This is a genomic window from Pseudomonas sp. B21-036, from assembly GCF_024748925.1.
Taxonomy (GTDB): Bacteria; Pseudomonadota; Gammaproteobacteria; order Pseudomonadales; family Pseudomonadaceae; genus Aquipseudomonas; species Aquipseudomonas palmensis.
Map to the genome: position 1 here is coordinate 3305170 of NZ_CP087178.1, position 24314 is coordinate 3329483.

Consider the following 24314-nt stretch of genomic DNA (forward strand, 5'->3'; position numbering starts at 1 on the left):
AAGCCCCGACCAGGTCGGGGCTTCGGCAGCCATCAGCTATCAGCTGGCCAGACGCTTGTCGTACACATGACAGGCCTTGCCTTCCGAACGTTTCAGCGTGCCCAACGGCTGCAGTACGATGCGCGTGCTGATGCCGATGTAGGTCTTGATCTGCTTGCCCAGCTCGGCGGTCAGCAGCCTGCGCTGGGCCTCGTCGTAGTGCTGGCATTCGGCACGCAGCTCCACGTGCACATCCACCGTGTCGAGATTTCCATCACGATACAGATAAATCTCATAGCACCCTGAAAACTGTTTTATTTTCAGAACCTGTTCCTCGACCTGGGTCGGGAACACGTTGACCCCGCGCACGATGAGCATGTCGTCGCTGCGCCCGGTGATCTTGTCGATGCGCCGCATTGGCCGCGCGGTGCCGGGCAACAGTCGCGTCAGGTCGCGGGTGCGGTAGCGGATCATCGGCAGCGCCTCCTTGCTCAGCGAAGTGAACACCAGCTCGCCCATCTGCCCGTCGGGCAGCACCGCACCGGTCACCGGGTCGATGATTTCGGGGTAGAAGTGGTCTTCCCAGAGGGTCGGCCCGTCCTTGGTCTCGGCGCACTCCATGGCCACGCCCGGGCCCATGATTTCCGACAGCCCGTAGATATCCAGCGCGGTGATACCCATGCGCTGCTCGATGGAGCGGCGCAGCTCGTCGGTCCACGGCTCGGCACCGAAGATCCCCAGGCGCAGCGCCAGCTTGTGCGGGTCCAGCCCCTGGCGCTCGATCTCGTCGGCCAGGTTGAGCATGTACGAGGGCGTGACCATGATGATGTCCGGCTGAAAGTCGTTGATCAGCTGCACCTGCTTCTCGGTCTGCCCGCCCGACATCGGGATCACCGTGCAGCCCAGGCGTTCGGCGCCGTAATGCGCGCCCAGCCCGCCGGTGAACAGCCCGTAGCCATACGACACATGCACCTTGTCGCCCTTGCGCCCGCCCGCGGCGCGGATCGAGCGCGCCACCACGTTGGCCCAGGTGTCGATATCGTTCTGCGTGTAGCCCACCACCGTCGGCTTGCCGGTGGTGCCGCTGGAGGCGTGCACCCGCACCACGTCATGCATGGGCACGGCGAACATGCCGTAGGGGTAGTTGTCGCGCAGGTCGGTCTTGGTGGTGAACGGGAATCGGGCCAGGTCGTCCAGCGAACGCACCTCGTCGGGGTGCACCCCCAACTGGTCGAAGCGCTGGCGGTACAGCGGCACGTTCTGGTAGGCGTGGGACAGGCTCCAGCGCAGGCGGTCAAGCTGGTGCTGGCGCAGTTCATCGATGCTGGCGGTCTCCAGCGGGTCGAGTACAGCAGTGTTCAAGGCGGCCATGTTCATGTGTTCACTCTGATTCTTTTTATGGTTCAGCCCCTGACGGGCCCGAGTGTGGGAGCTGCACGGCTCCCGCTGTGTTGCCGGCTCAGGTTCGCTCGATGATCATCGCGATACCCTGCCCCACGCCGATGCACATCGTACACAGCGCGTACCGCCCGCCGCGCTGCTCCAGTTCCACCAGTGCGGTGGTCACCAGGCGAGCGCCGCTCATGCCCAGCGGATGCCCCAGGGCGATGGCGCCACCATTGGGGTTGACCCGCGGGTCGTCGTCAGCCAGCCCGAGCTCGCGCAGCACCGCCAGGCCCTGCGCGGCGAAGGCTTCGTTCAGCTCGATGACATCCATGTCGGCCAGGTTCAGGTTGGCCAGTTCCAGCACCTTGCGCGTGGCCGGCACCGGGCCGATGCCCATGATGCGCGGCTCGACGCCGGCCGTGGCCATCGCCACCACCCGCCCACGGGCCTTGAGCCCGAAGCGCGCAGCCTGCGCCGGGCTTGCCAGCAGCAGCGCACAGGCACCGTCGTTGACCCCCGAGGCATTGCCCGCCGTGACACTGCCGCCCTCGCGAAACGGCGTACCCAGGCGTTGCAGCATCTGCAGCGTGGTGTCGCCACGCGGGTGTTCGTCGTGCTCGACGCGCCTGGGCTCGCCCTTGCGCTGGGCAATCGACACCGGCACGATCTCCTGCGCCAGGCGCCCGCTGGCCTGGGCAGCCGCCGCACGTTGCTGGCTGCGCAGGGCGAAGGCGTCCTGGTCGGCACGGGAAATGCCGAACTGTGCGGCGACGTTTTCGGCAGTCTCCGGCATCGAGTCGATACCATACGCCTTTTCCATCGCGGCGTTGACGAAGCGCCAGCCAATGGTGGTGTCGTACAGTTGCGCCTGGCGCGAGAAGGCCTGTTCGGCCTTGCCCATTACCAGCGGTGCGCGCGACATCGACTCCACCCCGCCCACCAGCAGCAGGCCGGCTTCGCCACTGCGGATCGAGCGTGCACCCAGGCCGATGGCGTCCATGCCCGAGCCGCACAGGCGGTTGACCGTGGTGCCCGGCACTTCTATCGGCAGGCCGGCCAGCAGCGCCGACATGCGCGCCACGTTGCGATTGTCTTCGCCGGCCTGGTTGGCGCAGCCGAACAGCACGTCGTCCACCTGCGACCAGTCCACCTGCGGGTGGCGCGCCATCAGCGCACGCAGCGGCACCGCGCCCAGGTCGTCGGCACGTACCGTGCTCAGCGCGCCGGCATAGCGCCCGATGGGGGTGCGCACGGCGTCGATGATAAGGGCGTCATTCATCTGCGGTCTCCTGGGCAAGCACTGTGCCTTGCACCTTGTAAGATTTGCCATGGAACAGCGCGATCAGCTGCCCGTTCTGGTTTTCCACACGCACGTCGTAGTTGCCGGTGCGTCCACCACGGCTCTGCTCGACGCAACTTGCATTGAGCGTGTCGCCCATCAGTGCCGGGGCGATGTAGTCGATGCTGCAGCCCAGGCCGATAGTGACCTGGTTGTAGGTGTTGCAGGCCACGGCAAACGCCGAGTCGGCCAGGGTGAAGATGTAGCCGCCATGGCAGGTGCCATGGCCCTGGATCATGTCGGCGCGCACCGGCATGCTCAGGCGCGCCCTGCCCGGCGCGACGCTCAGCAGTTGCATGCCCAGCGCGAGGCTGGCGCGGTCACGGGCGAGCATGGCCTGGGCACATTGGCTGGCAAGCTCGGTGGCGTTCAGGTCAGTCATGCAATGCCCTCCCCTCGGCGACCGTGCGCCGCAGCAGCAGTGATGGCCGGTAGCGGCTTTCGCCGTAGGCGGCCTGCAGATTGTCGAGTACCGCCAGCACCTGCGTCGGGCCGATGGCGTCGGCCCAGGCCAGCGGGCCTTGGGGGTAGTTCACGCCCTTGCGCATGGCCAGGTCGACATCCGCCGCCGTGGCCACGCCCTGCAGCACCGCGTCGGCGGCTTCGTTGGCAAGCATGGCCACGGTGCGCATCACCAGCAGCCCCGGCACGTCGGCCAGCGGGCTGACCACCAGGCCCGCGGCCTGCAGCAAGGCCACAGCCTGGTCGCGGGCAGCGGGGGTGGTGTCGGCGGACCAGCTGATGCCGATGCGCCCGGCGGTGGCGTAGTCCAGCGCCAGGTCGAACAGCACGAGGTTGTGCAAGCCTTCGTCGCGGGCACGCTGGCTGGCCAGGCGACCGTCGGTCAGGGCCAGCACGGCGTCGCCCACGCGTATGACTGCGTGCCCGCATCGCGGGTCAAGCCCGCTTCCACAACGACCGGTGGGCGCGGGCTCGACCCGCGATGGGGCCCGCGACACCTTGATGCCGTGCGCCTCGATACGCGCCAGCAAGCCCTGCGCAATGCCCAGGTCGCCTTCGACTTCACAGGCCTCGATGCGCAAACCACTGCGCAGCTCGCTGACCACCGGGCGCGCGGCCGAGGGCCCATAGTCATAGAACCCCTGCCCGCTCTTGCGCCCCAGCCGGCCGGCATCCACCAGCGCCGCCTGGATCAGCGACGGCTGGAAGCGCATGTCGCCGTAATAGGCATCGAACACCGAACAGGTGACCGCGTAGTTGACGTCATGCCCGATCAGGTCGGTCAGCTCGAACGCGCCCATGCGAAAGCCGCCGGCCTCGCGCATCAGCGCATCCAGCGTGGCGCACTCGGCCGCACCCTCCTGCAACAGGCGCAGGCTTTCGGCATAGAACGGACGCGCCACGCGGTTGACGATGAAGCCCGGGCTGGAGCTGGCATGCACCGGCGCCTTGCCCCAGGCCCTGGCCGTTGCATACAGGCTGGCCGCTACCTGCGGCGCCGTGGCCAGCCCCGAGACGATCTCGACCAGCGCCATGACCGGCGCAGGGTTGAAGAAGTGCACCCCCACGAACCGCTCGGGCCGCGCCAGGCCGGCCGCGATGCGGGTGATCGACAGCGACGAGGTGTTGCTGGCCAGCACGCAGTCGGCCGTGCAGATTGCTTCCAGGCGCGCAAACAGCTCGCGCTTGGCGTCGAGGTTCTCGACGATGGCCTCGATCACCAGCCCCGCATCCGCCAGCTCGTCGAGCGCCTGCACCGCGTGCAGGCGCGCCAGGGTGGCCTCGCGCTGCGCGGGGTCGAGCTTGCCCTTCTCCACCCGCTTGCCCAGTTGCACACCCAGCCCCTCGATGGCCGCGCTCGCCGCCCCCGGGCGGCTGTCGTGCAGCAGCACCGGATGCCCGGCCTGCGCCGCCACCTGGGCAATGCCGGCGCCCATGGCCCCGGCACCGATCACCGCCACCACAACGCTTGTGTCCAGTGCGCTCATGCTCAGCACCCCTTGAACACGGGGGCGCGCTTGGCCATGAAGGCGGCCACGCCCTCGCGGTAGTCCTCGCTGCGCCCGGCCAGGCGCTGCAGGTCGCGCTCCAGGTCCAGTTGCTGGTCAAGGCTGTTGCCCAGGCTGGCATTGAGCCCGCGCTTGATCAGTGCCAGGCCCGAGGTGGGCTGTGTCGCCAGCTGTCGCGCCAGGCCCAGGGCCTCGTCGCGCAGCGCCTCATCGTCGACACAGCGGTAGATCAGCCCCCACTGCTCGGCCTGCTCGGCCGACAGCTTGTTGCCCAGCAGCGCCAGGGCCTTGGCCCGCGCCACGCCGACCAGCCGCGGCAGGAACCAGGTACCGCCCGAGTCGGGCACCAGGCCGAGTTTGCAGAACGCCTGGATGAAGCTGGCCGACCGCGCCGCCAGCACCAGGTCGCAGGCCAGCGGGATGTTCGCCCCGGCGCCGGCGGCCACGCCATTGACCGCGCAGATCACCGGCAGCGGCAAATCGCGCAGGGCGCGAATCAGCGGGTTGTAGAATTTTTCGATGGACTCGCCCAGGTCGGGCATCTGCGCATTGGGCGCGACGTTGCGGTCGGACAGGTCCTGCCCGGCACAGAAGCCGCGCCCTTCACCGGTAAGCAGCAGCACACGCACCTGGGCATTGGCGCGTACCTGCTTGAGCGCTTCCTTCACTTCGGCGTGCATCTGCGCGTTGAAGCTGTTGAGTTGCTCGGGACGATTCAGGCGCAGAAAGGCCACGCCGTCGTCTATGTCGAAAAGAATGTGCTCGAAGGTCATGACCAGTACCGCTCGCAAGGTTGAAGTAAAAGGGGCCGGCGCACTCAGCGGCCGGTGAACACCGGTGCGCGTTTTTCGCGAAAGGCACTGATGCCCTCGCGCCGGTCATCGGTGGCGGCCAGCACAGTGAAGGCGTGGCGCTCGAAACGCAGGCCGCTGGCAAGGTCGGTGTCCATGGCCTTGAGCAGCGATTCCTTGGCCAGGCGCACGGCCAGCGGGGCCTTGCGCGCGATGGCCTGGGCGATCTGCACGGCGCGCTCGACGGTGAATTCGGGTTGGGTGATTTCGCTGACCAGGCCGGCCTGTTGCGCGGTGCGCGCATCGATGGGCTCGCCGGTGAGCACCATCTGCATGGCCATGGACTTGCCCACCGCGCGCAGCAGACGCTGGGTACCGCCGGCGCCAGGCATGATGCCCAGGTTGATTTCCGGCTGGCCGAAGCGCGCATCCACGCCCGCCACGATGATGTCGGCGTGCATCGCCAGCTCGCAGCCACCGCCCAGGGCAAAGCCGTTGACGGCCGCCACCAGGGGCTTGCTGAAGCGGCTGATCTGCTGCCAACAGGCAACACGCGGGTCGTTGAGGATGCCCACCGCATCGCGCTCGGCCATCTCGTTGATGTCGGCGCCGGCGGCAAACGCCTTGCGGCTGCCGGTGAGCACCACGGCGCGGCAGCTGTCGTCACGCTCCAGGCGCTCGAGTTCGGCTGCCAGCTCGCCGAGCAGGCGGGTGTTGAGGGCATTGAGCACCTCGGGGCGGTGCAGCGTCACCAGGCAGATGCCGGCGTGGGAGTTATCAAGCAACAGGGTGTCAGGCATGACGGTCACCGCACGGGCCAGTCGAGGCTGGCTGTTATTGTTGGGTCGAGGCCGAATGCGGCAGAGTATAGCCACAATACGATACACAAAATCAACATTACTGTGACTAGTCTGTGTCTGTTTGTTTTCCATGCGTGCCAAACAAACCATGCAAACACTGTACTTATCGCGAGAACATCCCCAAGAAGCGATACATAGAAGCATTGCAAACAAGTAACAATACGTTATATTCGCTGTCATCCCCGTCCACAGGAAACCGACATGACCTGCTACAGCCTTGGCGGAATCACCCCGGTCATCGACCCCAGCGCCTACGTGCACCCTTCGGCGGTGCTGATTGGCGACGTGATCGTCGGCCCCGACTGCTATGTAGGCCCGCTGGCCAGCCTGCGCGGCGATTTCGGACGCATCATTCTCGAACAGGGCGCCAACCTGCAGGACACCTGCGTGATGCACGGCTTCCCCGACAGCGACACGGTGATCGAGCGCAACGGGCACGTGGGCCACGGCGCCGTGCTGCACGGCTGCCGCATCGGTGCCGATGCGCTGGTGGGCATGAATGCGGTGGTCATGGACGGCGCCGTGATCGGTGCCTGCTCGATCGTCGGCGCCACCGCCTTCGTCAAGGCCGGCTTCGACTGCCCGCCCCGCTCGCTGGTGGTGGGCTCGCCGGCCCAGGTCAAACGCAGCCTGAGCGACGCTGAAGTGCACTGGAAGCAGGGCGGCACGGGCGAGTACCACGCACTGACCCGGCGCTGCCTGGAGCAGATGGTGGAATGCAGCCCCTTGAGCCAACCCGAACAGGACCGCAGACGTGTCAGCGACAGTACGTTCCGCCCGAAAAACCACACGGCCTGAAGTGCCGGCGGCAACGCTGGCCTTGAAGGACAAACGGCAGTTATATTCCGGGGTTTCACCCAGCGGATCCTCCATGTCGTCGCTCGCGCCCCTCAATCAGCTCGTCACCCGTTTCCAGGAACAGATCCCGATCCGTGCCAGTTCGCTGATCGTCACCCTGTATGGCGATGCCATCGAACCCCACGGCGGCACCGTGTGGCTGGGCAGCCTGATCCAGTTGCTCGAGCCCTTCGGCATCAACGAGCGGCTGATCCGCACCTCGATGTTCCGCCTGACCAAGGAAGGCTGGCTGACCGCCGAAAAGGTCGGCCGGCGCAGCTACTACAGCCTCACCGGTGCCGGGCGGCGGCGTTTCGACAAGGCTTTCAAGCGGGTGTACAGCTCGGTGGTGCCGCAGTGGGATGGCTCCTGGCACCTGGCGATGCTCACCCAGCTGTCTGCCGACAAGCGCAAGCAGGTGCGCGAAGAGCTCGAATGGCAGGGCTTTGGCGCCATCTCGCCGGTGGTGCTGGCCAGCCCGCGGGCCGACCGCACCGACATCAACGCCACCCTGCTGGACCTGGACGCGCTGGAAGACACCATCCTGTTCGAGACCACCGGCCAGGACGTGATGGCCTCCCGCGCCTTGCGTGCCCAGGTGCGCGAAAGCTGGCGTATCGAGGAGCTGGGGGCGCAGTACAGCGAGTTCATCCAGCTGTTTCGCCCGGTGTGGCAGGCGCTGCGCGAGCAGGACAGCCTGCAGCCGATGGACTGCTTCATGGTGCGCCTGCTGCTGATTCACGAGTACCGCAAGCTGCTGCTGCGCGACCCGCACCTGCCCGACGAACTGCTGCCGGGCGACTGGGAAGGCCGCGCCGCACGCCAGCTGTGCCGCAACCTGTATCGACTGACCTGTGCCCCGGCCGAACAGTGGCTGAGCAGTGCGATGGAAACCGCAGACGGCCCGCTGCCCGATGCCAGCGAAAACTTCTACCGGCGCTTCGGCGGGCTGCGCTAACCTGCAGCGCGTGCCCCCAGCCATCACATGCACCCTAACAACAATGCCAGGTGTGAGGTGTGACCCATGAATACCGCTACTGCCCAGCAGCACTTCCAGCAATGGCTGGCCGACATCAACCATGCCTGCGGCGAGTTCGACGGTGCCGCGCTGGGGGATGCGTTCAGCGGTGAGATTCGCCCCCGCCAGCTGGGCGCCCTGCGCTTCAGTCACGTGAGCAGCTCTCACGCGCGGCTGCTGCGCACGCCGCGCGAGGTGCAGCGCAGCAGCGAACACAAGTACTTTGCGGTGTTCCAGCTCAAGGGCATGGCCAACATGGCCCAGGACGACGCCCGCGAAGTGCTGATGCCGGGGGACATCCTGCTGATCGACAGTGCACGCCCCAGCGACTTCACCTTTGGCGATGCCTCCCAGCAGATCTCGCTGATACTGCCCCACGACCGGGTCGACCAGCTGCTGCGCTTCACCCCGGTGGAGATCGGGCGCAAGATCCCGGCCGGCTCGCCGGTCGCCCTGCTCGCCCAGCAGATGCTGTTGTCCTCGACCCAGCTGGACGAGGTGAGCCTGGCCGAAAGCGAAGCGGTGATCGATGCGCTGATCAGCCTGATGCGCCCGGCACTGTGCGGCAGCGACAGCAACCCCGACCCGCATGAACGCATTTTTCGCAAAAGCCTGGCGCTGATCGAGACGCACATTGCCGACGAGGCGCTGTGCCCGGAGATGATCGCGCGCGACATCGGCGTGTCGATGCGCGGGCTGTACCGGGTGTTCGCCAAGAAGGGCCTGGTGATCGCGCAGTACATCAAGAACCGGCGCCTGGACATCTGCGCCGAAACCCTGCGCAACCCGCAGTCGACCCTCAAGCTGTCGGCGCTGGGGTACACCTGGGGCTTCTCCAACAGCAGCTACTTCACCACCGCGTTCAAGCAGCGCTTTGGCGTGTCGCCCGGCGAGTACCGCAAGCGCTACAGCTGAGCGCCTGCGGCCTGCCAGCCGCCTCAGTGGCGGATGCACACCGACTTGGTCTCGGTGAAGGCGTCCAGCCAGTCGATGCCGAAATCACGCCCGGTACCGGATTGCTTGAAGCCGCCAAACGGCATGTTGGCATCGATCAGGGTGTGGCTGTTGACCCACACGGTGCCGGCCTCGATGCGCGGGGTGAGGTCCATGGCCGACTTGAGGCTGGTGGTCCACAGGCTGGCGGTCAGGCCATAGTCGCTGTCGTTGGCGCGGGCCAGCGCTTCTTCCACATCGGCCACGCGGGTCAGGCTCAGCACCGGGCCGAACACTTCGCTGCGGGTCAGGCGCAGGTTGTCGTCGGGGTTGAGGATCAATGACGGGCTGACGTAGTAGCCATTGGCATCCGGCGCGCTGGCACCGCTGATGATCTGCGCGCCCTGCTCGCGGGCATCGGCCAGATAGGCCTGCACCGACTGCTGGTGCGCGCCGGAAGCCAGGGCGTTGATCTGCGCGCTGGGGTCCAGGCCCGGGCCTACGCTCAGCCCCTTGATCGCCTGCTCGAAGTCCGCTGCCAGGCGGTCGAACAGCGGCGCCTCGACATAGATACGCGAACTGGCAGCGCACACCTGCCCCTGGTTGAGGAAGCTGCCCATCATCAGGCCTTCGATCACCTGCTGCGGATCGGCGTCGGCCAGCACGATGGCCGGGTTCTTGCCACCCAGCTCCAGTGACAGGCGCGTCAGGCGATCGACCGCCGAACGGGCAATGTGCTTGCCGGTGGCGGTAGAGCCGGTAAAGCTGATCTTCGCCACCCGCGGGTGGCTGGTGAGGGCGCTGCCGCATACGCTGCCGCTGCCGGTGATCAGGTTGAACACGCCGTCCGGAATGCCGGCCTCGGTGGCCAACTCGGCCATGCGCATCAAGGTCAACGGGGTGATCTCGGAGGGCTTGATGACGATCGAGCAGCCGGCCGCCAGGGCGGGCATCACCTTCCACATGCCGATCATCAGCGGGAAGTTCCACGGCACGATGCCAGCCACCACGCCGACCGGCTCCTTGCGCGTATAGGCGGTGTAGCGGGCACCTTCGGGCACCGGAATCGACACATCCAGGGTGCGCCCGCAGATCTTGGTGGTGAGGCCGGCGGTGTAGCGCATCCAGTTCAGGGTACTGCCGACTTCGAAGGCGCGGGCGATGTTGATCGACTTGCCTTGTTCCAGGGTTTCGAGCTGGGCCAGCTCTTCACCGTGCTGTTCGAGCAAATCGGCGTAGCGCAGCAGGATACGCTCGCGCTCGGCCGGGGCGCGGCGCGCCCACACGCCACTGACGAATGCCCGATGCGCCGATTGCACGGCCTGGTCGACATCCTCGGCGCTGGCATCGGGGGTCACGGCAATGGGTTGGCCGTTGGCCGGGTTGAAGACGGTAAGGGTCTGGCTGGAGGTGGACGGCCGCCAGCCGCCATTGATGTACAGGCCGTGTTGGCGTCCGAGAAAACGCTGGACACTGGCTAGCAGGGGTACGGTGCCGGCAGTCATGAACACTCCTTTTGTTATGGTTGGGAACATCCCAGGAGAGTGTATGGCGCTGCTGAAGGTGGGGTGTTTCGCTGGCTGCCAGGGAGGTTGGCGGGTGTGCCAATGTGGTGGGTGGTGTGGCTGTTCGCCAGCAAGGCTGGCTCCCACAGGAGCAGGCCTTGCTGGCGAATGGGTGCGGGTCAGCGCAGGCGGGTACGGATCCGGTGGCACACGTTGAGCACCTGCTCCACCTCGCCCTCGCCCAGGTCGATCTTGCACGCCATGTTGCTGAACACCTGCGCCGCCTCGGCCTTGAGCTCACGGCCCTTGTCGGTCAGCAGCAGGTTGCGTCGGCGTCGGTCGCTGGGGTCCAGGTACACGGTGATGAACCCCGCATCCGCCAGGCGCTTGACGATTGGCGTCAACGTGCCCAGGTCGAACAGGGTGAGCTCGCTCAAGGCGCTGATCGACACATCATCCTTGCCCCACAACCCGGCCATCACCAGCAGTTGCGGGTAGGTGACGCCACGGCGCTTGAGCGGTTCGGCATAGTCCCGAACCATGGCGTTGGCTGTCGAATACAGCGAGAAACACAGCATCTTGTCGAAGTCGAACGTCGGGTCAAGCATGCACACCTCCCGCGACGCGGCTGTAGTGATGCACCGCGTCGACCAGTACTGCAACCGCCTCTGGCGAAGTGGCCGGCGAAATGCCCTGCCCCAGGTTGAACACATGGCCGAAACCGGCCGCCGGTGGTCCGAACGTCTGCAGGGTGCGTCGCACCTCGCGGCGAATGCTCGCCTCGTCTGCCAGCAGCACGGCCGGGTCGAGGTTGCCCTGCAGCGCCACGCAGTTGCCCACCAGCTGGCGTGCCAGCGCCAGGTCACACGTCCAGTCCAGGCCCAGCGCATCGGCGCCGCTGTCGGCCAGCGGGCTGAGCCACTGGGCGCCACCACGGGTATGCACGATGGAGGGAATGCGCACGCCATGCTGGGTCTTGTGCAGGCGCGCCAGCACTTCACGCAGGTAATACAGGGAGAAACGCCGATAGGCAGCGTCGGCCAGCACACCGCCGAAGCTGTCCACCAGCATCACCGCCTGGGCGCCGGACTCGATCTGTGCATTGAGGTCGGCAGCCACCGCGTGACCGAGCACCTTGAGCAACCGGTGCAGCAGTTCCGGGCGACGGTAGAGCATCTTCTTGATCAACTGGCAGTCGCCCGGCGGGCCACCCTCGACCATGTAGCAGGCCAGGGTCCAGGGGCTTGCGGCAAAGCCCACCACCGGCACCTTGCCCTCCAGCTCGTGACGCACCTGGGCGAGGGTCTGGTAGGTGTGCTCCAGCGCCTCGGGTTCGGGCACGCGCAGGCGCTCGATGGCCGCCTCGTCACGCAAGGGGTGACGAAAGCGCGGGCCATCGCCGTTCACGCAGTACAGGCCCAGCCCCATGGCGTCGGGCAGGCTGAGCATGTCGGCGAACACCACGGCGGCGTCCAGGCTGAAACGGCGCAGCGGTTGCAGGCTGGCCTCGGTGGCCAGGTCCGGGTTCTTCACCAGGTCCAGGTACGAGCCGGCCCTGGCACGCAGGGCACGATGCTCGGGCAGGTAGCGGCCGGCCTGGCGCATCAGCCAGACAGGCGTATGCGCCGTGGGTTGGCGCAGCAAGGCCTTGATAAACGTATTATTGTGCAAGGACGGGTAACTCATGCTGGTTCGCGAAATTCACTGCACAGCTCATGACTGGCGCCGCGGGGCGGCATCGGCAATCGTGCTGCGCAAGGCGTGGAGCGTGGCGCGGTAATCGGGCTGGGAAAAGATCGCCGTACCGGCCACGAACATGTCGGCACCGGCCGCAGCGACCTGGCCGATGGTGTGAAGGTTGACCCCGCCATCCACTTCCAGGCGGATGTCACGGCCACTGGCCTCGATCAGCTTGCGCGCTGCTTCGATCTTGGGCAAGACCGCCGGGATGAACGACTGCCCGCCGAAGCCGGGGTTGACCGACATCAGCAACAACAGGTCGAGCTTGTCGAACACATACTTGCATTCCTCCAGCCCTGTGGCCGGATTGAAGGCCAGGCCCGCCTTGCACCCCAGATCCTTGATCAGTTGCAGGGAGCGGTCCAGGTGAACGGTGGCCTCGGGGTGAATCGAGATGTAGTCGGCACCCGCCTCGGCAAATGCCTGGATCATCGGGTCCACGGGGGTGACCATCAGGTGCACATCCAGCGGCGCGGTGATGCCGTAGCTGCGCAGGGCCTTGCAGAACTGCGGCCCCATGGTCAGGTTGGGTACGTAGTGGTTGTCCATCACGTCGATGTGGATGACGTCGGCACCGGCAGCCAGAACCCGCTCGGCTTCCTCGCCCAACCGGGCAAAATCGGCCGCCAGCATCGACGGGGCAATCCAGAACTCTTTCACACGCCTACTCCGTTACTCATTGGCTATTCGTCGCACCGGGCCCTGCTCGTTTTGCGCAAGGGCGGTGTTGATCTGTGCGATCAGGCTGTCACTTGCCGCTTCGAGATGAAAATGGTGCCCGCCATCATGCCAGTGCACACGGCTGGCCCAGGGCAACGCTTTTTTGCGCTTGTCGAATTCCGGGCCGGCAAACAGGCCCTGGCGCCCGAGCATCACATGCAGCGGGCAACTGATCTGGCGCAGGAAGTCGCAGGCCTGACGCTCGGTCAGCTGCATCGGTTCGGGCAGCACCAGCCGCGGGTCGTGACGCCAGCGGTAGCCATCCCCCACGCTGAGCAGGTCGCGCATGGCCAGCAGGCGTGCCGAGGCCGGCGAGAGCAGGCCGTCGATACTGTTGCGCCGCTCGTTGACCGCCGCCTCGACGCTGCTGAACTGCACGCTGTCGGGGGCCGAGAACCCATGCAGGCGGGTGCGCAGGGCCAGGCGCATCAGGCGATGGGCCTTCTTCAGGTGCTCCACGGTGTCTTCTTCGGCGATGGTGAACGGAGCGCCCATGCCATCGAGGAAGATCATGCTGTCGATGGACTTGTTCATCGCCCCCAGGATCGACGCGATACCGCTGCCCATGGAATGGCCGATCACCGAAAAGCGCTTCCAGCCCATGCACTCGACCAGGGTATTCATGTCGTCGGCATGTTCCCACAGATAGTAGCCACTGTCGGCACGCCGATGGTCCGAGCGTCCGTGCCCGGCGAGGTCCGGCGCCACCACGAAGCAATCCTTCAGGTACGGCGCCACCTGTTCGAACGAGGCGGCGTTGTCCAGCCAGCCATGCACGGCCAATACCGGATGAGCCCCCTCCTCGCCCCAGACCCGCAGGGCAAACGTCTGCCCGTTGACGTCCAGGGTCTGGTCCCTGCCTTTATTGCCAAGACGCATGTAGATACTCCCTGCGTAAGCACTGTTTCGAGGTAACGGGCAACACCCGCAGCGCCTGTCAGCCGGCGGCCGCCAGCTGTGCCGAGCGTGCCGTGTGTTGCAACTGCTTGAGGTCGAACTTGCCGTTGGCGGTGCGCGGCAAGGTGAGCTCGATACTGATTGCCAGTGGCACCTTGTGCGGCTCGAGCCCGGCGCGGCAGCGTTCGAGCAACTGCTCGGCGCTGAGCGTGACGCCCTGGCTCAAGGTCACGAAAGCCCACAGCCCTTCGCCGGCCGCAGCATCCTCGACACCGACCACCGCTGCCGCGTCGATGCCTGCCATGGCGTAGAAGAAGTCTTCCACTTCCGCCGGGCTGACCTTCATGCCGCGGGACTTGATCACGTGGTCCATCCGGCCTTCGAAATACAGGTAGCCGTCTTCGTCCAGGTGGCAGTAGTCGCCGGTATGCAGCACGCTCTCCCCGGGATAGGGGCCGGGCTTGAGCTTTTTCGCCGTGGCCTGCGGGTTGCGCCAGTAGCCGGCCATGACCGTGGCGCCGCGAATCACCAACTGGCCCACCTGGTGGGCCTGGTCGATGCGCTGGCCGTGCTCGTCGATCAGCCACAACTCGGTGTTGGGAATGGCGATGCCGACGCTGCCCGGCTTGCTGTCGATGTCCTCTGGCGGCAGGTAGGTGCAGCGCTTGCACTCGGTCAGGCCGTACATGGAGAAGATCTGCGCCTGCGGAAACAGCGCCTTCATCTGCGCAATGTGCGGCGGCTTGAGCGCCGCGCCGGTATTGGTGACCATGCGCACGTGCTCGAAACTGGCGTTGCGCTTGCTCGCGTACTCATGCAGCAGCATGAGCATGGTGGGCACGAACGGGATGACCGTGATCTGGTACTGGCGGATCTTCTTGATCAGGAAGATCGGCCAGGTGAATTCCTTTTCCAGTACCAGGGTGGCGCCCGCGCTCAGCGCCATGATCATCTGGTACAGGCCATAGTCGAACGACAGCGGCAATGAGCAGAGCACGTGGTCGCTGTCGTTGTAGCCCAGGTAGGTGTGCAGCGACGACAGCGCCGCGAGCATGTTGCGATGGGTCAGCATCACGCCCTTGGGCTCGCCGGTGGACCCGGAGGTATAGATGATCGCGGCCAGGTCCAGGTCCAGCGTGCCGCAAGGCACCGGAGCTCCGTTGCCCTGCATCAGCACACCCTCGAAGGTGCGTGTCAGCGCCGAGTCGGCCTCGCCGTCCAGCAGCACGATGGTGCGCAGGTACGGCAGGCTCGGGGTGTCCACCGACAGGCTGGCGAACTTCTCCGAGGTGGTGATCAGCACCGAGGCCTCGGCGTCCCGCACGATGTAGTCAAGGCCCTCGGCGTGGGTCTCCAGGCCGACATTGACCACCACGCCACCGGCCTTGAGCACACCCCAGAAGGCACAGATGGTTTCTACCCGGTTGCCCAGGCACAGCACCACCCGTTCCTGACGCTGCAGGCCACAGGCCTGCAAGCCCGAGGCCAGCCGCGAACTGGAATCGTCGAGGTCGGCATAGGTGTAGGTTTCATCGGCATAGATGACTGCCGCCTTGCGCGGGTACAGGCCGTTGCTGGCCTCCAGTACCTGCTGCAGGAGCACGCTAGACCGGCTCATACTGTACCTCTGGCTGGCCTTGCGAGGCGGTTTCGGGGGCGTTCTGGCGGTTGGCGTCGATGTACTGCGCCAGCGTCGTCACGGTATTGAAGTGCCCGGGGGCAATGGTGTCGGGGTTGACGAAGAAGCCTTCGATCTCGTCCTCCAGGCTGACCAGCAGCTCCATCGAGGTGAGCGAGTCGAGCCCCAGGTGGTCACGCAGGTGCGAGTCGGCGCGTACCTCGGTACTGGCTGGCAGCTTGAGCACCACCCGCAGGATCTCGATCAGTTGCGCCTGCGTGGCGCCGCTGGCCGTCACGCCCGGTGCGCTGCTGGCGACAGGTGCGCTGGCCGGGGCGGCGAGCATGTCGTCCAGCGCCACGTCGGCGTGGCTGTCGCGGATCTCCAGTGCGGTCTGACGGGCCCTGGCCAGGAACAGCCGGCCGTGGCTGACGATCACCTCGGCCGGGTGACCATGGCTGTGGAACAGGGTGGGCGAGGCCGTGGGGCCATAGGCACCGGAGGCCGTCACCGCCAGCAGGTCGCCTTCGCTCAGGGTCTCGATGCGCACGTCACGCCCCAGCAGGTCGTCGGGGCTGCACAGCGGGCCGGAGATATGGTATTCGCGCAGCGGTGCGCCATTGCTGCCGGTGGCGTGCACGATGCGGAAGTTGCGCTTGAGCACCTGGCCGCTGCCTGCCGCGGCACCGTGGCAGTTGGTGCCGCCGTCGGTCACGGCGAAGGTCTTGCCGTGGTTGTGCTTGATGTTGTCGACGGTGACCAGCAGCGCGCCGCATTTGCCGGCCACGAAACGGCCGGACTCGACGATGATGCGGGTACGCGGGAACTGACGATGGAAACTGTCGAACAGCGGCGCCAGCAGCTGCTTGAGCTGACGGGTGTCGAGTTCCTTTTCGTTCTCGTAGTACTTGATGCCCAGGCCGCCGCCGACGTCGACCATGCTCAGGTCCAGGTCGTAGCGAAGGGTGAGGTTGCGGTACAGGTCGAGGATGTAGCTGGCATTGTCATACACCGACTGGGCGTCGAGGATCTTGGTGCCGTTGTAGACGTGAATGCCCTTGATATGCAGGTTGGGCAGCGCCAGGTACTGGCCGAAATTGGCCACTGCGGTGTCTTCCTCGATACCGAAATGGGTCGGGCGCCCGCCCATCTTCCAGGGCGAGCCCGAGGCCGAGAAATTGGGATTGATGCGAATGGCCACCGGTGCGGTACAGCCCAGCGAGCCGGCCAGGGCAGAGAGCGCGCGCAGTTCGGTTTCGGATTCGACGACGATGGCGAACACCCCCACTTCCAGCGCCCGGCGGTGTTCCTCGGGCTTCTTGTAGGGGCCCAGGAAAATGATGTCCTGGGGTGCAACGCCCGCCTTCAGGGCGATTTCCAGCTCGCCCAGCGAACAGACCTCGGTGTTGCCGCCGTACGAACGGATCAGCTTCACCAGCGACAGATTCGGATTGACCTTGAGCGCGTAGAAGATATCCACGCAGTCGGGCAAGGCGTCGCGCAGTTCATTGAAACTGCTGCGCAGCACCGCCTCGTCATACAGGTAGGTAGGCGTACCGAATGTCGCCTTTGCCTGGAGGACCAATTCTTTGGAAAGCTTCATCTGTTGCTCCCTTCGTTATTATATTTTCCGGTGCCGAATGCGTGCGCGGGATGCGCACCTGCGTCGTCCCGTTAGCCCTGGCGCGTTAAGTGTCGTATCGGATCGCGCAACGCCTGCAACAACGACAGAAAGCCCCTGCCTGCAAAACTTTGCGCGCAAAGTTTGTGAAATTCTCTACTGCGTTTCGCGGTGATGTCAAGATAATTCCAATGAACCCTGGCTGCGGCCGATGGTCACCCCGTTGACTGCGATTTAGGCCGCATAACAGCGTTCAAATGTCGCACCTGTTACAGATCAGTAGCGCTTTTGCCCAATGAATACAGGGCTTTTATCTGATCCGTATATAAGGCCTGTTTCTGAGTCTGTTTTGTCTGCGGCAGGCTTTCTAGAGTCAGCGCCTGTGCTCGTCCCGTCGGGGGGTGGGCTAGGAAGGAAACGCGGATAAACAGCCATGAGTACTCATCAACAGGCACAGGCCTACAACTACAAGGTGGTCCGGCAGTTCGTGGTCATGACGGTGGTGTGGGGCATCGTCGGCATGGCCATGGGCGTATGGATCGCCTCGCAACTGGTCTGGCCGGAGCTCAACCTGGACCTGCCCTGGACCACCTTCGGCCGCCTGCGCCCCCTGCACACCAGCCTGGTGATCTTCGGTTTCGCCGGCAGCGCGCAATTTGCCGCCAGCTACTACGCGGTGCAGCGCACCTGCCAGGTACGCCTTTACAGCGACTGGCTGACCGCCTTCACCTTCTGGGGCTGGCAGGCGACCATCGTGATCATGCTGCTGAGCCTGCCCCTGGGCCTTACCACCACCAAGGAATACGCCGAGATCGAATTCACCGGCGCGGTGTGGATGGCGATCGTGTGGGTGGCCTATGGCGTGGTGTTCTTCGGCACCCTGCTGCGCCGCAAGGGCACGCACATCTATGTCGGCAACTGGTTCTTCGGGGCCTTCATCGTGGTCATCGCGATGCTGCACGTGGTCAACCACCTGTCGATTCCGGTCAGCTGGTTCAAGTCCTACCCGGTGTACGCGGGGGCCACCGATGCGATGGTGCAGTGGTGGTACGGCCACAACGCGGTGGGCTTCTTCCTGACCACCGGCTTCCTGGGGATGATGTACTACTTCGTGCCCAAGCAGGTCGGCAAGCCGGTGTATTCCTACCGCCTGTCGATCGTGCACTTCTGGGCGCTGATCACCCTGTACATCTGGGCAGGCCCGCACCACCTGCACTACACCGCCCTGCCCGACTGGGCGCAGTCGCTGGGCATGGCGATGTCGATCATCCTGCTGGCCCCGAGCTGGGGCGGCATGATCAACGGCATGATGACCCTCTCGGGCGCCTGGCATAAGCTGCGCAGCGACCCGATCCTGCGTTTCCTGGTGCTGTCGCTGGCGTTCTACGGCATGTCGACCTTCGAAGGGCCGATGATGGCGATCAAGACCGTCAACGCCCTGTCGCACTACACCGACTGGACCATCGGCCACGTACACGCCGGCGCTCTGGGCTGGGTGGCGATGATCACCTTCGGCGCGCTGTACCACATGATTCCCAAGGTGTTCGGCCGCGAGAAGATGTACAGCATCGGGCTGATCAACCTGCACTTCTGGCTGGCCACCATCGGTACCGTGCTGTACATCGCCTCGATGTGGGTCAACGGCATCACCCAGGGCCTGATGTGGCGCGCCATCAACGACGACGGCACCCTCACCTACTCGTTCGTGGAGGCACTGGTGGCCAGCCACCCGGGCTTCATCGTGCGCTTCGTCGGTGGCGTGTGCTTCCTGAGCGGGATGCTGCTGATGGCCTGGAACACCTGGCGCACGGTACGCGTGGCAGACCCGAAACTGGCACTGGACAACGCGCAGATGGCGTAAGGGGCAGCGAATGAACGGCTGGGCATATGGGTTGTATTGCGTGACCGGACTGGTGTTCTTCTACCTGATCACCAGCGCCTGCCTGAGGCGCCATAGCGACCAGGTGGATGACCAGGCAAGCCTCATACCCTTTGCCGATGACCCGGTAGTGGCGCGCCGGGTCGAGCAGGCCATCGGGCGACCGGTGCCTGCCGAGGCACCGGAGGCCTTGCTGAAGGCTTGAGGTTGGTGCTGCACCGGCATGTCCGCAAGAGCGGGTTGATTCGCTCTTGCGGCTTGGCCTATTGGTGACTGACCCAGTAAACCGCCGTCACGACCACCAGCACAATCAGGCAGAGTATCGCCCACGCATCGACACTGCTGTCCGGCTTGCTTGCCTTGCTTGGATTTCCCATTGCATTGCCTCTTGTTGTGGTTATGGGAATGCACTGCACCTGATGCAGTTAAGTCCAGCAATGCCCTTTGCTCAAGCAGGGTTTTTGTACAGCTCGTCGGTTAGTAGTCCATCGCGTCCTTCAGGAACGGGTATCGATACCCTGGCGCCTTGCCAACGGCGCTGAACCCCTTGAAATCCAGCCCATAGTCGCCCTGCTGTTCAAGCGTGAGCCAGCGCCGCGCCTTGACCGCATCGATCAGCTGAAGCACCGGCACCGGCCGCGGCCGGGCGAGCAACTGACCGATCGGCACGCCCTGCGCATCATCGTGCAGCAGCACCATGGCCCACCCGCCCAGAGAAAAGTGCCCGCCCATCAACACGCTCAATCGACCCTCGATTCGCGCCTGCAGGGCCTGCGGCGAACTGTTCACCGCACTGAACAGCACATCCCGGCCCGGCACCCGCCCGGCCTCCTCGAATGCCTGCATCGCGCCGAACGCCATCTCGTCATTGGCCGACCACACCAGCTGCGTACGCGGATAACGCGCACCCAGCAACTGCGCCTGCTCATAGGCGCGCTGGCGACTCCATTCCCCATACACCAGCTGGCGCAGGTGCACGCCGGGCAACTCGGCCAACGCCCGGTGCATGCCCTGCTCACGCAACTGCGCCGCCGGGGTGTGCTTCAACCCCGAGAACGCCAGCAGGTCCACGCCCTGCTCTAGGGCAGCGGGCGGCAACTGCTCGACCAGCGTCTTGAGCATGCGGTAGCCGGCCTCCTCGTCGTTGCCGGTCAGGGTGCCGAGGACCGGCGGATAACGGTCCGGATACTCGTGCACCTGCCGCGCCTGGTCGACCGTCAGGCCGTTGTTGACCAGAAACAGCCTGACCCCGCTGCCGCGCGACAGGCGGATGATCTCCGGCGCCACGTACTGCTCGTTGACCAGCACCAGGTAGTCCGGCCGCTGCGGCCCCTGAAGTGCCTGTCGCGCCTGATGCAACACACGCTGGCGATCACGCCCGCTGTACTCGACACGCAGGGACATGCCCAGGTTCTGCGCGGCGCCTTGCATGAAACGCGAGTAACTGACCCAGAAGGTCTCGTCGGCATTGCCCGGATTGAGAAACACCACCGAGGCCGCCTGGGCGCCACTCACCAGCGACAGGCCCAGCCACACCGACAGGCACAAGGCCTTGAGCATTCGAGTACGCTCCTGCAACGCAAAGCGCCGAGTATAACCGCGACGGCACGGGCAACGCTCAGGTGACAGCCAAACGCTAGCCAGTCTCACTTAGTCCATATAGTTCTTTTCATATGCAAAAACATCACTTTTGCGCATAAACGCAAACTGCTATCTTGCCTCGGCTCCGCCCCGGAGTGCGCGGCCGTGCGCGCGATTAGCTGCAAGCAGCCTGAGAACAGGACCCCTATGTACGTATACGACGAGTACGATCAGCGGATCATCGAGGACCGCGTCAAGCAGTTCCGAGACCAGACCCGACGCTACCTGGCCGGTGAGCTGAGCGAAGAAGAGTTCCGCCCCCTGCGCCTGCAAAATGGCCTCTATATTCAACGTTTTGCCCCGATGTTGCGGGTAGCCGTGCCCTACGGCCAGCTGACGTCGCGCCAGACCCGGATGCTGGCCAAAATCGCTCGCGACTACGACAAGGGCTACGCGCACATCAGTACCCGGCAGAACGTGCAGTACAACTGGCCTGCCCTGGAGGACATCCCCGAGATCCTCGCCGAGCTGGCCACGGTGCAGATGCACGCGATCCAGACCAGCGGCAACTGCCTGCGCAACGTCACCACCGACCAGTTCGCCGGCGTTGCCGCCGACGAAGTGATCGACCCGCGCCCATGGTGTGAAATCGTGCGTCAGTGGACCACCTTCCACCCCGAGTTCGCGTACCTGCCGCGCAAGTTCAAGATCGCCATCAATGGCTCGGCCAGCGACCGTGCGGCCATCGAAGTGCACGACATCGGCCTGGAGCCGGTGCACAACGCGGCCGGCGAACTGGGCTTTCGCGTGCTGGTCGGCGGCGGCCTGGGCCGTACCCCGGTGGTGGGCGCCTTCATCAACGAATTTCTGCCCTGGCAGGACCTGCTCAGCTACCTGGACGCGATCCTGCGCGTGTACAACCGTTACGGTCGCCGTGACAACAAGTACAAGGCGCGCATCAAGATCCTGGTCAAGGCCCTCACGCCGGAGGTGTTCGCCCAGAAGGTCGACGCCGAAATGGAGCACCTGCGCGGCGGCAGCACCACCCTGACCGATGCCGAAGTGCATCGCGTGGCCAAGCACTTCGTCGACCCCGACTACCTGGCGCTGGACAACCTCGACAGCCAGCTGGCCGAGCTCGACCAGCAGCACCCCGGCTTCGCCCGCTGGCGCACGCGCAATACCCTGGCGCACAAGAAGCCGGGCTATGTGGCCGTTACCCTGTCGCTCAAGCCGACCGGCGTGGCGCCGGGCGACCTGACCGACAAGCAGCTGGACGCGGTGGCCGACCTTGCCGAACGCTACAGCTTCGGCCAGTTGCGCACCTCCCACGAGCAGAACATCATCCTGGCCGACGTCGAGCAGCGCCAGCTGCACGCGCTGTGGCTGGAGCTGCGTGAAAACGGCTTCGCCACGCCGAACATCGGCCTGCTGACCGACATCATCTGCTGCCCGGGCGGCGACTTCTGCTCGCTGGCCAACGCCAAGTCGATCCCGATCGCCGAATCCATCCAGCGCCGCTTCGACGACCTGGACTACCTGTTCGACATCGGCGAACTGGACCTGAACATCTCCGGCTGCATGAACGCCTGCGGCCACCACCACGTCGGCCATATCGGCATTCTCGGGGTGGACAAGAAGGGCGAGGAGTTCTACCAGGTGTCCCTGGGTGGCAGCGCCAGCCGCGACGCCAGCCTGGGCAAGATCCTCGGCCCCTCGTTCGCCCAGGACGACATGCCGGACGTGATCGAGAAGCTGATCGATGTGTACGTCGAGAAACGTACTGAAGACGAGCGCTTCATCGACACCTACCAACGTATTGGCATCGACCCTTTCAAGGAGCGCGTCTATGCAGCGAATCATTAAGGGCAACCAGATCGTCGACGAAACCTGGCACCTGCTGCCCAAGGACGTCACCCTGGACGAACTGACCAACTGCGACGACTATATCGTGCCGCTGCACCTGTGGCGCGAGCACGCCCATGCCCTCAAGGCCCGCGACGGCGGCCTGGGCGTGTGGCTGGATGCCGACGAGGAAGCCGAGGAAATCGGCGATGACGTGGCCAGCTTCCAGGTCATCGCGTTGAACTTCCCGGCCTTCACCGACGGGCGCAACTACTCCAATGCGCGCCTGCTGCGTGACCGCTACAAGTTCACCGGCGAGCTGCGTGCAATCGGCGACGTGCTGCGCGACCAGCTGTTCTACATGAAGCGGTGCGGTTTCGACGCCTTCGCCCTGCGGGCCGACAAGGACCCGGTCGAAGCGCTGCAGAGCCTGCAGGACTTCTCGGTGACCTACCAGGCCGCCACCGACGAGCCGCAGCCGCTGTTCCGTCGACGCTGAACACCGCCTGTCTAGTCCTGAAATAGGTTTACACCTGTTCAGGTAGGCCGATAGGCCTCAAAACGCCCGATGCACCGCATCGGGCGTTTTGTTTTTCAGGGCCATATGGGGCCGTTCTGTGTTGTAGATCTGTACTGCCTCATCAACCATCTGCCTCGCTTGCTCCAGATCTTCAGGGCTACTCAACAGCAGCTCCATCTTGAGGATTCCGTTGATTCGCTCAGCCAGCGCGTTCTGGTAGCAGTCATACCCATCAGTCATGGAGCACTGAACGCCGTGCCGTTGGTGCAGTGACTGGTATAGCGCCGAGCAATATTGGATGCCTCGATCCGAATGGTGGACTAATGGCTGGCGACGACGTCGCTTTCGTAAGGCCTGCTTGAAGGCTTGCGCTACTGACTCGGCATGCAGGCTTTCATGGACGTGGTGACCAACAATTTTCCTGGAGTACGCGTCCGTTACCAGGCTCAGGTACAGCGGGCCGTTGCGTGCGGGCAGATAAGTAATGTCGGCAACCCAGACGTGCTCCGGCCTTGTCGGAACGACTTGGCTTGGACCGGGCTTGATTAAGTTGGGATGGCGGTAGAAGCGATGAAAGCTCTGTGTTGTCTTGTGGTATGCCCGCTTGGGCAGTACCAGCAAACGGCGCTCTCCCAAGACCTGAAACAGTCTATCTCGGCCGACCTGGAATCGTTTGTCAGGTTGGCAATGCAGCAAATAGTGCAGCTTACGGGTACCCAGACGGGGCTGGCGCAGCCGGACTTGCTGAACAAACTGAACCACCCGATCTGCCTGGCGCTCTTTGCCATCAGCAGCTCGGTTGCGCTTGTAGTAAGCCTGTCGACTGATGCCTAGAAACTGACAAGCCCTGGCAATGCTCAGTCCTGCGACTTGACCTTGCGAGAGGACTTGCCGGATCGCTTTTTTACGACCGAGACACCATAGTCATTTTTCAGAACATCAACGACCGTTTCAAAGAACTGGGCCTTCTGGCTCATCAGCTCAAGCTGCTGCTCAAGCTCTTTGATCCGCTGCTCTGGAGTGAGCGTTTTGGGGTCAGACATCGCGCAGCTCCTCTCGTCGCGGATCGAGGCCCCCTGGCTCCAATCCTGCCGACCGTGCTTACGCAACCATACCAGAACCGTCGACCGTCCCTGGATGCCATACCGCACCTGGGCCTGCTTGTAGGTCAGTTCGCCTTTTTCAATCTGATCAACCACCGCCAATTTAAAAGACAGTGAGTAATCACGCTGTGTGCGCTTTACACCTTGCTCCATCTGACTCTCCGGAAATTCG

The 24314-nt window shown here is 64.7% G+C and carries 22 protein-coding genes; 7 read left to right on the forward strand and 15 right to left on the reverse strand.

All coding sequences use genetic code 11. From position 1 onward, the window contains the following. Positions 1–39: 39 nt before the first annotated feature. The 6 genes from paaK to paaF form a co-directional block, all read right to left on the reverse strand. Positions 40–1356 carry a phenylacetate--CoA ligase PaaK gene (paaK, locus tag LOY33_RS14885; protein ID WP_258659222.1) on the reverse strand — a complete coding sequence of 439 codons (1317 nt, stop codon included), beginning with the start codon at positions 1354–1356 and terminating at the stop codon, positions 40–42. A gap of 82 nt (positions 1357–1438) precedes the next feature. After that, the gene (pcaF, locus tag LOY33_RS14890; RefSeq protein ID WP_123752470.1) at positions 1439–2644 is read right to left on the reverse strand and encodes a 3-oxoadipyl-CoA thiolase; all 1206 of its coding nucleotides are present in this window, start codon (positions 2642–2644) and stop codon (positions 1439–1441) included. Continuing rightward, positions 2637–3086: a hydroxyphenylacetyl-CoA thioesterase PaaI gene (gene paaI, locus LOY33_RS14895; protein WP_043863008.1), complete on the reverse strand. Its 450-nt coding sequence runs from the start codon at positions 3084–3086 to the stop codon at positions 2637–2639. The genes pcaF and paaI overlap by 8 nt, the downstream gene beginning before the upstream one ends. After that, positions 3079–4653 (reverse strand): 3-hydroxyacyl-CoA dehydrogenase PaaH, encoded by a 1575-nt coding sequence (gene paaH, locus LOY33_RS14900; RefSeq protein ID WP_043863009.1) that lies wholly within the window; start codon positions 4651–4653, stop codon positions 3079–3081. Before paaH ends, paaI begins: the two co-directional genes overlap by 8 nt. 2 nt (positions 4654–4655) lie before the next feature. Next, positions 4656–5447, reverse strand: coding sequence for a 2-(1,2-epoxy-1,2-dihydrophenyl)acetyl-CoA isomerase PaaG (gene paaG, locus LOY33_RS14905; RefSeq protein WP_258659225.1), 792 nt, complete (start codon positions 5445–5447; stop codon positions 4656–4658). Between the two features lie 44 nt (positions 5448–5491). Next, on the reverse strand, positions 5492–6265 hold the full coding sequence (gene paaF, locus LOY33_RS14910; RefSeq protein WP_054915468.1) for a 2,3-dehydroadipyl-CoA hydratase PaaF: 774 nt from the start codon (positions 6263–6265) through the stop codon (positions 5492–5494). Between the two features lie 261 nt (positions 6266–6526). Here paaF and paaY point away from each other — a divergent pair, with 261 nt between their 5' ends. The 3 genes from paaY (at position 6527) to feaR (ending at position 9095) form a co-directional block, all read left to right on the forward strand. Then, entirely contained in the window at positions 6527–7123 is a 597-nt protein-coding gene (gene paaY / locus LOY33_RS14915; RefSeq protein ID WP_043863012.1) for a phenylacetic acid degradation protein PaaY, read from the forward strand. Between the two features lie 73 nt (positions 7124–7196). Further along, complete coding sequence (paaX, locus tag LOY33_RS14920; protein WP_054915441.1) at positions 7197–8120, forward strand: phenylacetic acid degradation operon negative regulatory protein PaaX; 924 nt, start codon at positions 7197–7199, stop codon at positions 8118–8120. Positions 8121–8186: 66 nt separating this feature from the next. Continuing rightward, positions 8187–9095, forward strand: coding sequence for a transcriptional regulator FeaR (gene feaR, locus LOY33_RS14925; RefSeq protein WP_043863014.1), 909 nt, complete (start codon positions 8187–8189; stop codon positions 9093–9095). Between the two features lie 23 nt (positions 9096–9118). Here the strand turns inward: feaR and LOY33_RS14930 are convergent, their stop codons facing one another. From LOY33_RS14930 to LOY33_RS14960, 7 genes are all read right to left on the reverse strand, one after another. After that, on the reverse strand, positions 9119–10618 hold the full coding sequence (locus LOY33_RS14930; protein WP_258659228.1) for an aldehyde dehydrogenase family protein: 1500 nt from the start codon (positions 10616–10618) through the stop codon (positions 9119–9121). A gap of 179 nt (positions 10619–10797) precedes the next feature. Then, a complete protein-coding gene (locus tag LOY33_RS14935) occupies positions 10798–11226 on the reverse strand; it encodes a MarR family winged helix-turn-helix transcriptional regulator (RefSeq protein WP_043863016.1) in 429 nt (142 codons plus the stop codon). Further along, positions 11219–12304 carry a uroporphyrinogen decarboxylase gene (hemE, locus tag LOY33_RS14940; RefSeq protein WP_054915444.1) on the reverse strand — a complete coding sequence of 362 codons (1086 nt, stop codon included), beginning with the start codon at positions 12302–12304 and terminating at the stop codon, positions 11219–11221. The genes LOY33_RS14935 and hemE overlap by 8 nt, the downstream gene beginning before the upstream one ends. Positions 12305–12331: 27 nt before the next feature. After that, a complete protein-coding gene (rpe, locus tag LOY33_RS14945) occupies positions 12332–13018 on the reverse strand; it encodes a ribulose-phosphate 3-epimerase (protein WP_258659231.1) in 687 nt (228 codons plus the stop codon). Between the two features lie 12 nt (positions 13019–13030). Next, on the reverse strand, positions 13031–13957 hold the full coding sequence (locus tag LOY33_RS14950) for an alpha/beta fold hydrolase (protein ID WP_043863019.1): 927 nt from the start codon (positions 13955–13957) through the stop codon (positions 13031–13033). Between the two features lie 58 nt (positions 13958–14015). Beyond that, the gene (locus tag LOY33_RS14955; RefSeq protein WP_052504287.1) at positions 14016–15593 is read right to left on the reverse strand and encodes a class I adenylate-forming enzyme family protein; all 1578 of its coding nucleotides are present in this window, start codon (positions 15591–15593) and stop codon (positions 14016–14018) included. Continuing rightward, a complete protein-coding gene (locus LOY33_RS14960) occupies positions 15580–17196 on the reverse strand; it encodes a phosphopantetheine-binding protein (protein ID WP_210014632.1) in 1617 nt (538 codons plus the stop codon). Before LOY33_RS14960 ends, LOY33_RS14955 begins: the two co-directional genes overlap by 14 nt. A gap of 451 nt (positions 17197–17647) precedes the next feature. On the opposite strand from LOY33_RS14960, the gene ccoN reads away from it, so the two are divergent. Then, on the forward strand, positions 17648–19075 hold the full coding sequence (ccoN, locus tag LOY33_RS14965; RefSeq protein WP_043863022.1) for a cytochrome-c oxidase, cbb3-type subunit I: 1428 nt from the start codon (positions 17648–17650) through the stop codon (positions 19073–19075). 10 nt (positions 19076–19085) lie between these two features. After that, positions 19086–19298 (forward strand): hypothetical protein, encoded by a 213-nt coding sequence (locus tag LOY33_RS14970; RefSeq protein WP_054915446.1) that lies wholly within the window; start codon positions 19086–19088, stop codon positions 19296–19298. A 272-nt stretch (positions 19299–19570) separates the two neighbouring features. Here the strand turns inward: LOY33_RS14970 and LOY33_RS14975 are convergent, their stop codons facing one another. After that, positions 19571–20653 (reverse strand): ABC transporter substrate-binding protein, encoded by a 1083-nt coding sequence (locus LOY33_RS14975; protein ID WP_058541135.1) that lies wholly within the window; start codon positions 20651–20653, stop codon positions 19571–19573. A 228-nt stretch (positions 20654–20881) separates the two neighbouring features. On the opposite strand from LOY33_RS14975, the gene LOY33_RS14980 reads away from it, so the two are divergent. Beyond that, positions 20882–22540, forward strand: coding sequence for a nitrite/sulfite reductase (locus LOY33_RS14980; protein WP_043859916.1), 1659 nt, complete (start codon positions 20882–20884; stop codon positions 22538–22540). Further along, a complete protein-coding gene (locus LOY33_RS14985; RefSeq protein ID WP_043859917.1) occupies positions 22524–23018 on the forward strand; it encodes a DUF934 domain-containing protein in 495 nt (164 codons plus the stop codon). Before LOY33_RS14980 ends, LOY33_RS14985 begins: the two co-directional genes overlap by 17 nt. A gap of 57 nt (positions 23019–23075) precedes the next feature. On the opposite strand, the gene LOY33_RS14990 is transcribed toward LOY33_RS14985, so the two are convergent. Then, positions 23076–24295 (reverse strand): IS3 family transposase gene (locus LOY33_RS14990; protein WP_152644058.1). Its coding sequence is split into 2 segments (ribosomal slippage): positions 23076–23947 and positions 23947–24295, totalling 1221 coding nucleotides; the frame shifts between segments, so codons are not numbered across the junction. Between the last annotated feature and the right edge of the window lie 19 nt (positions 24296–24314).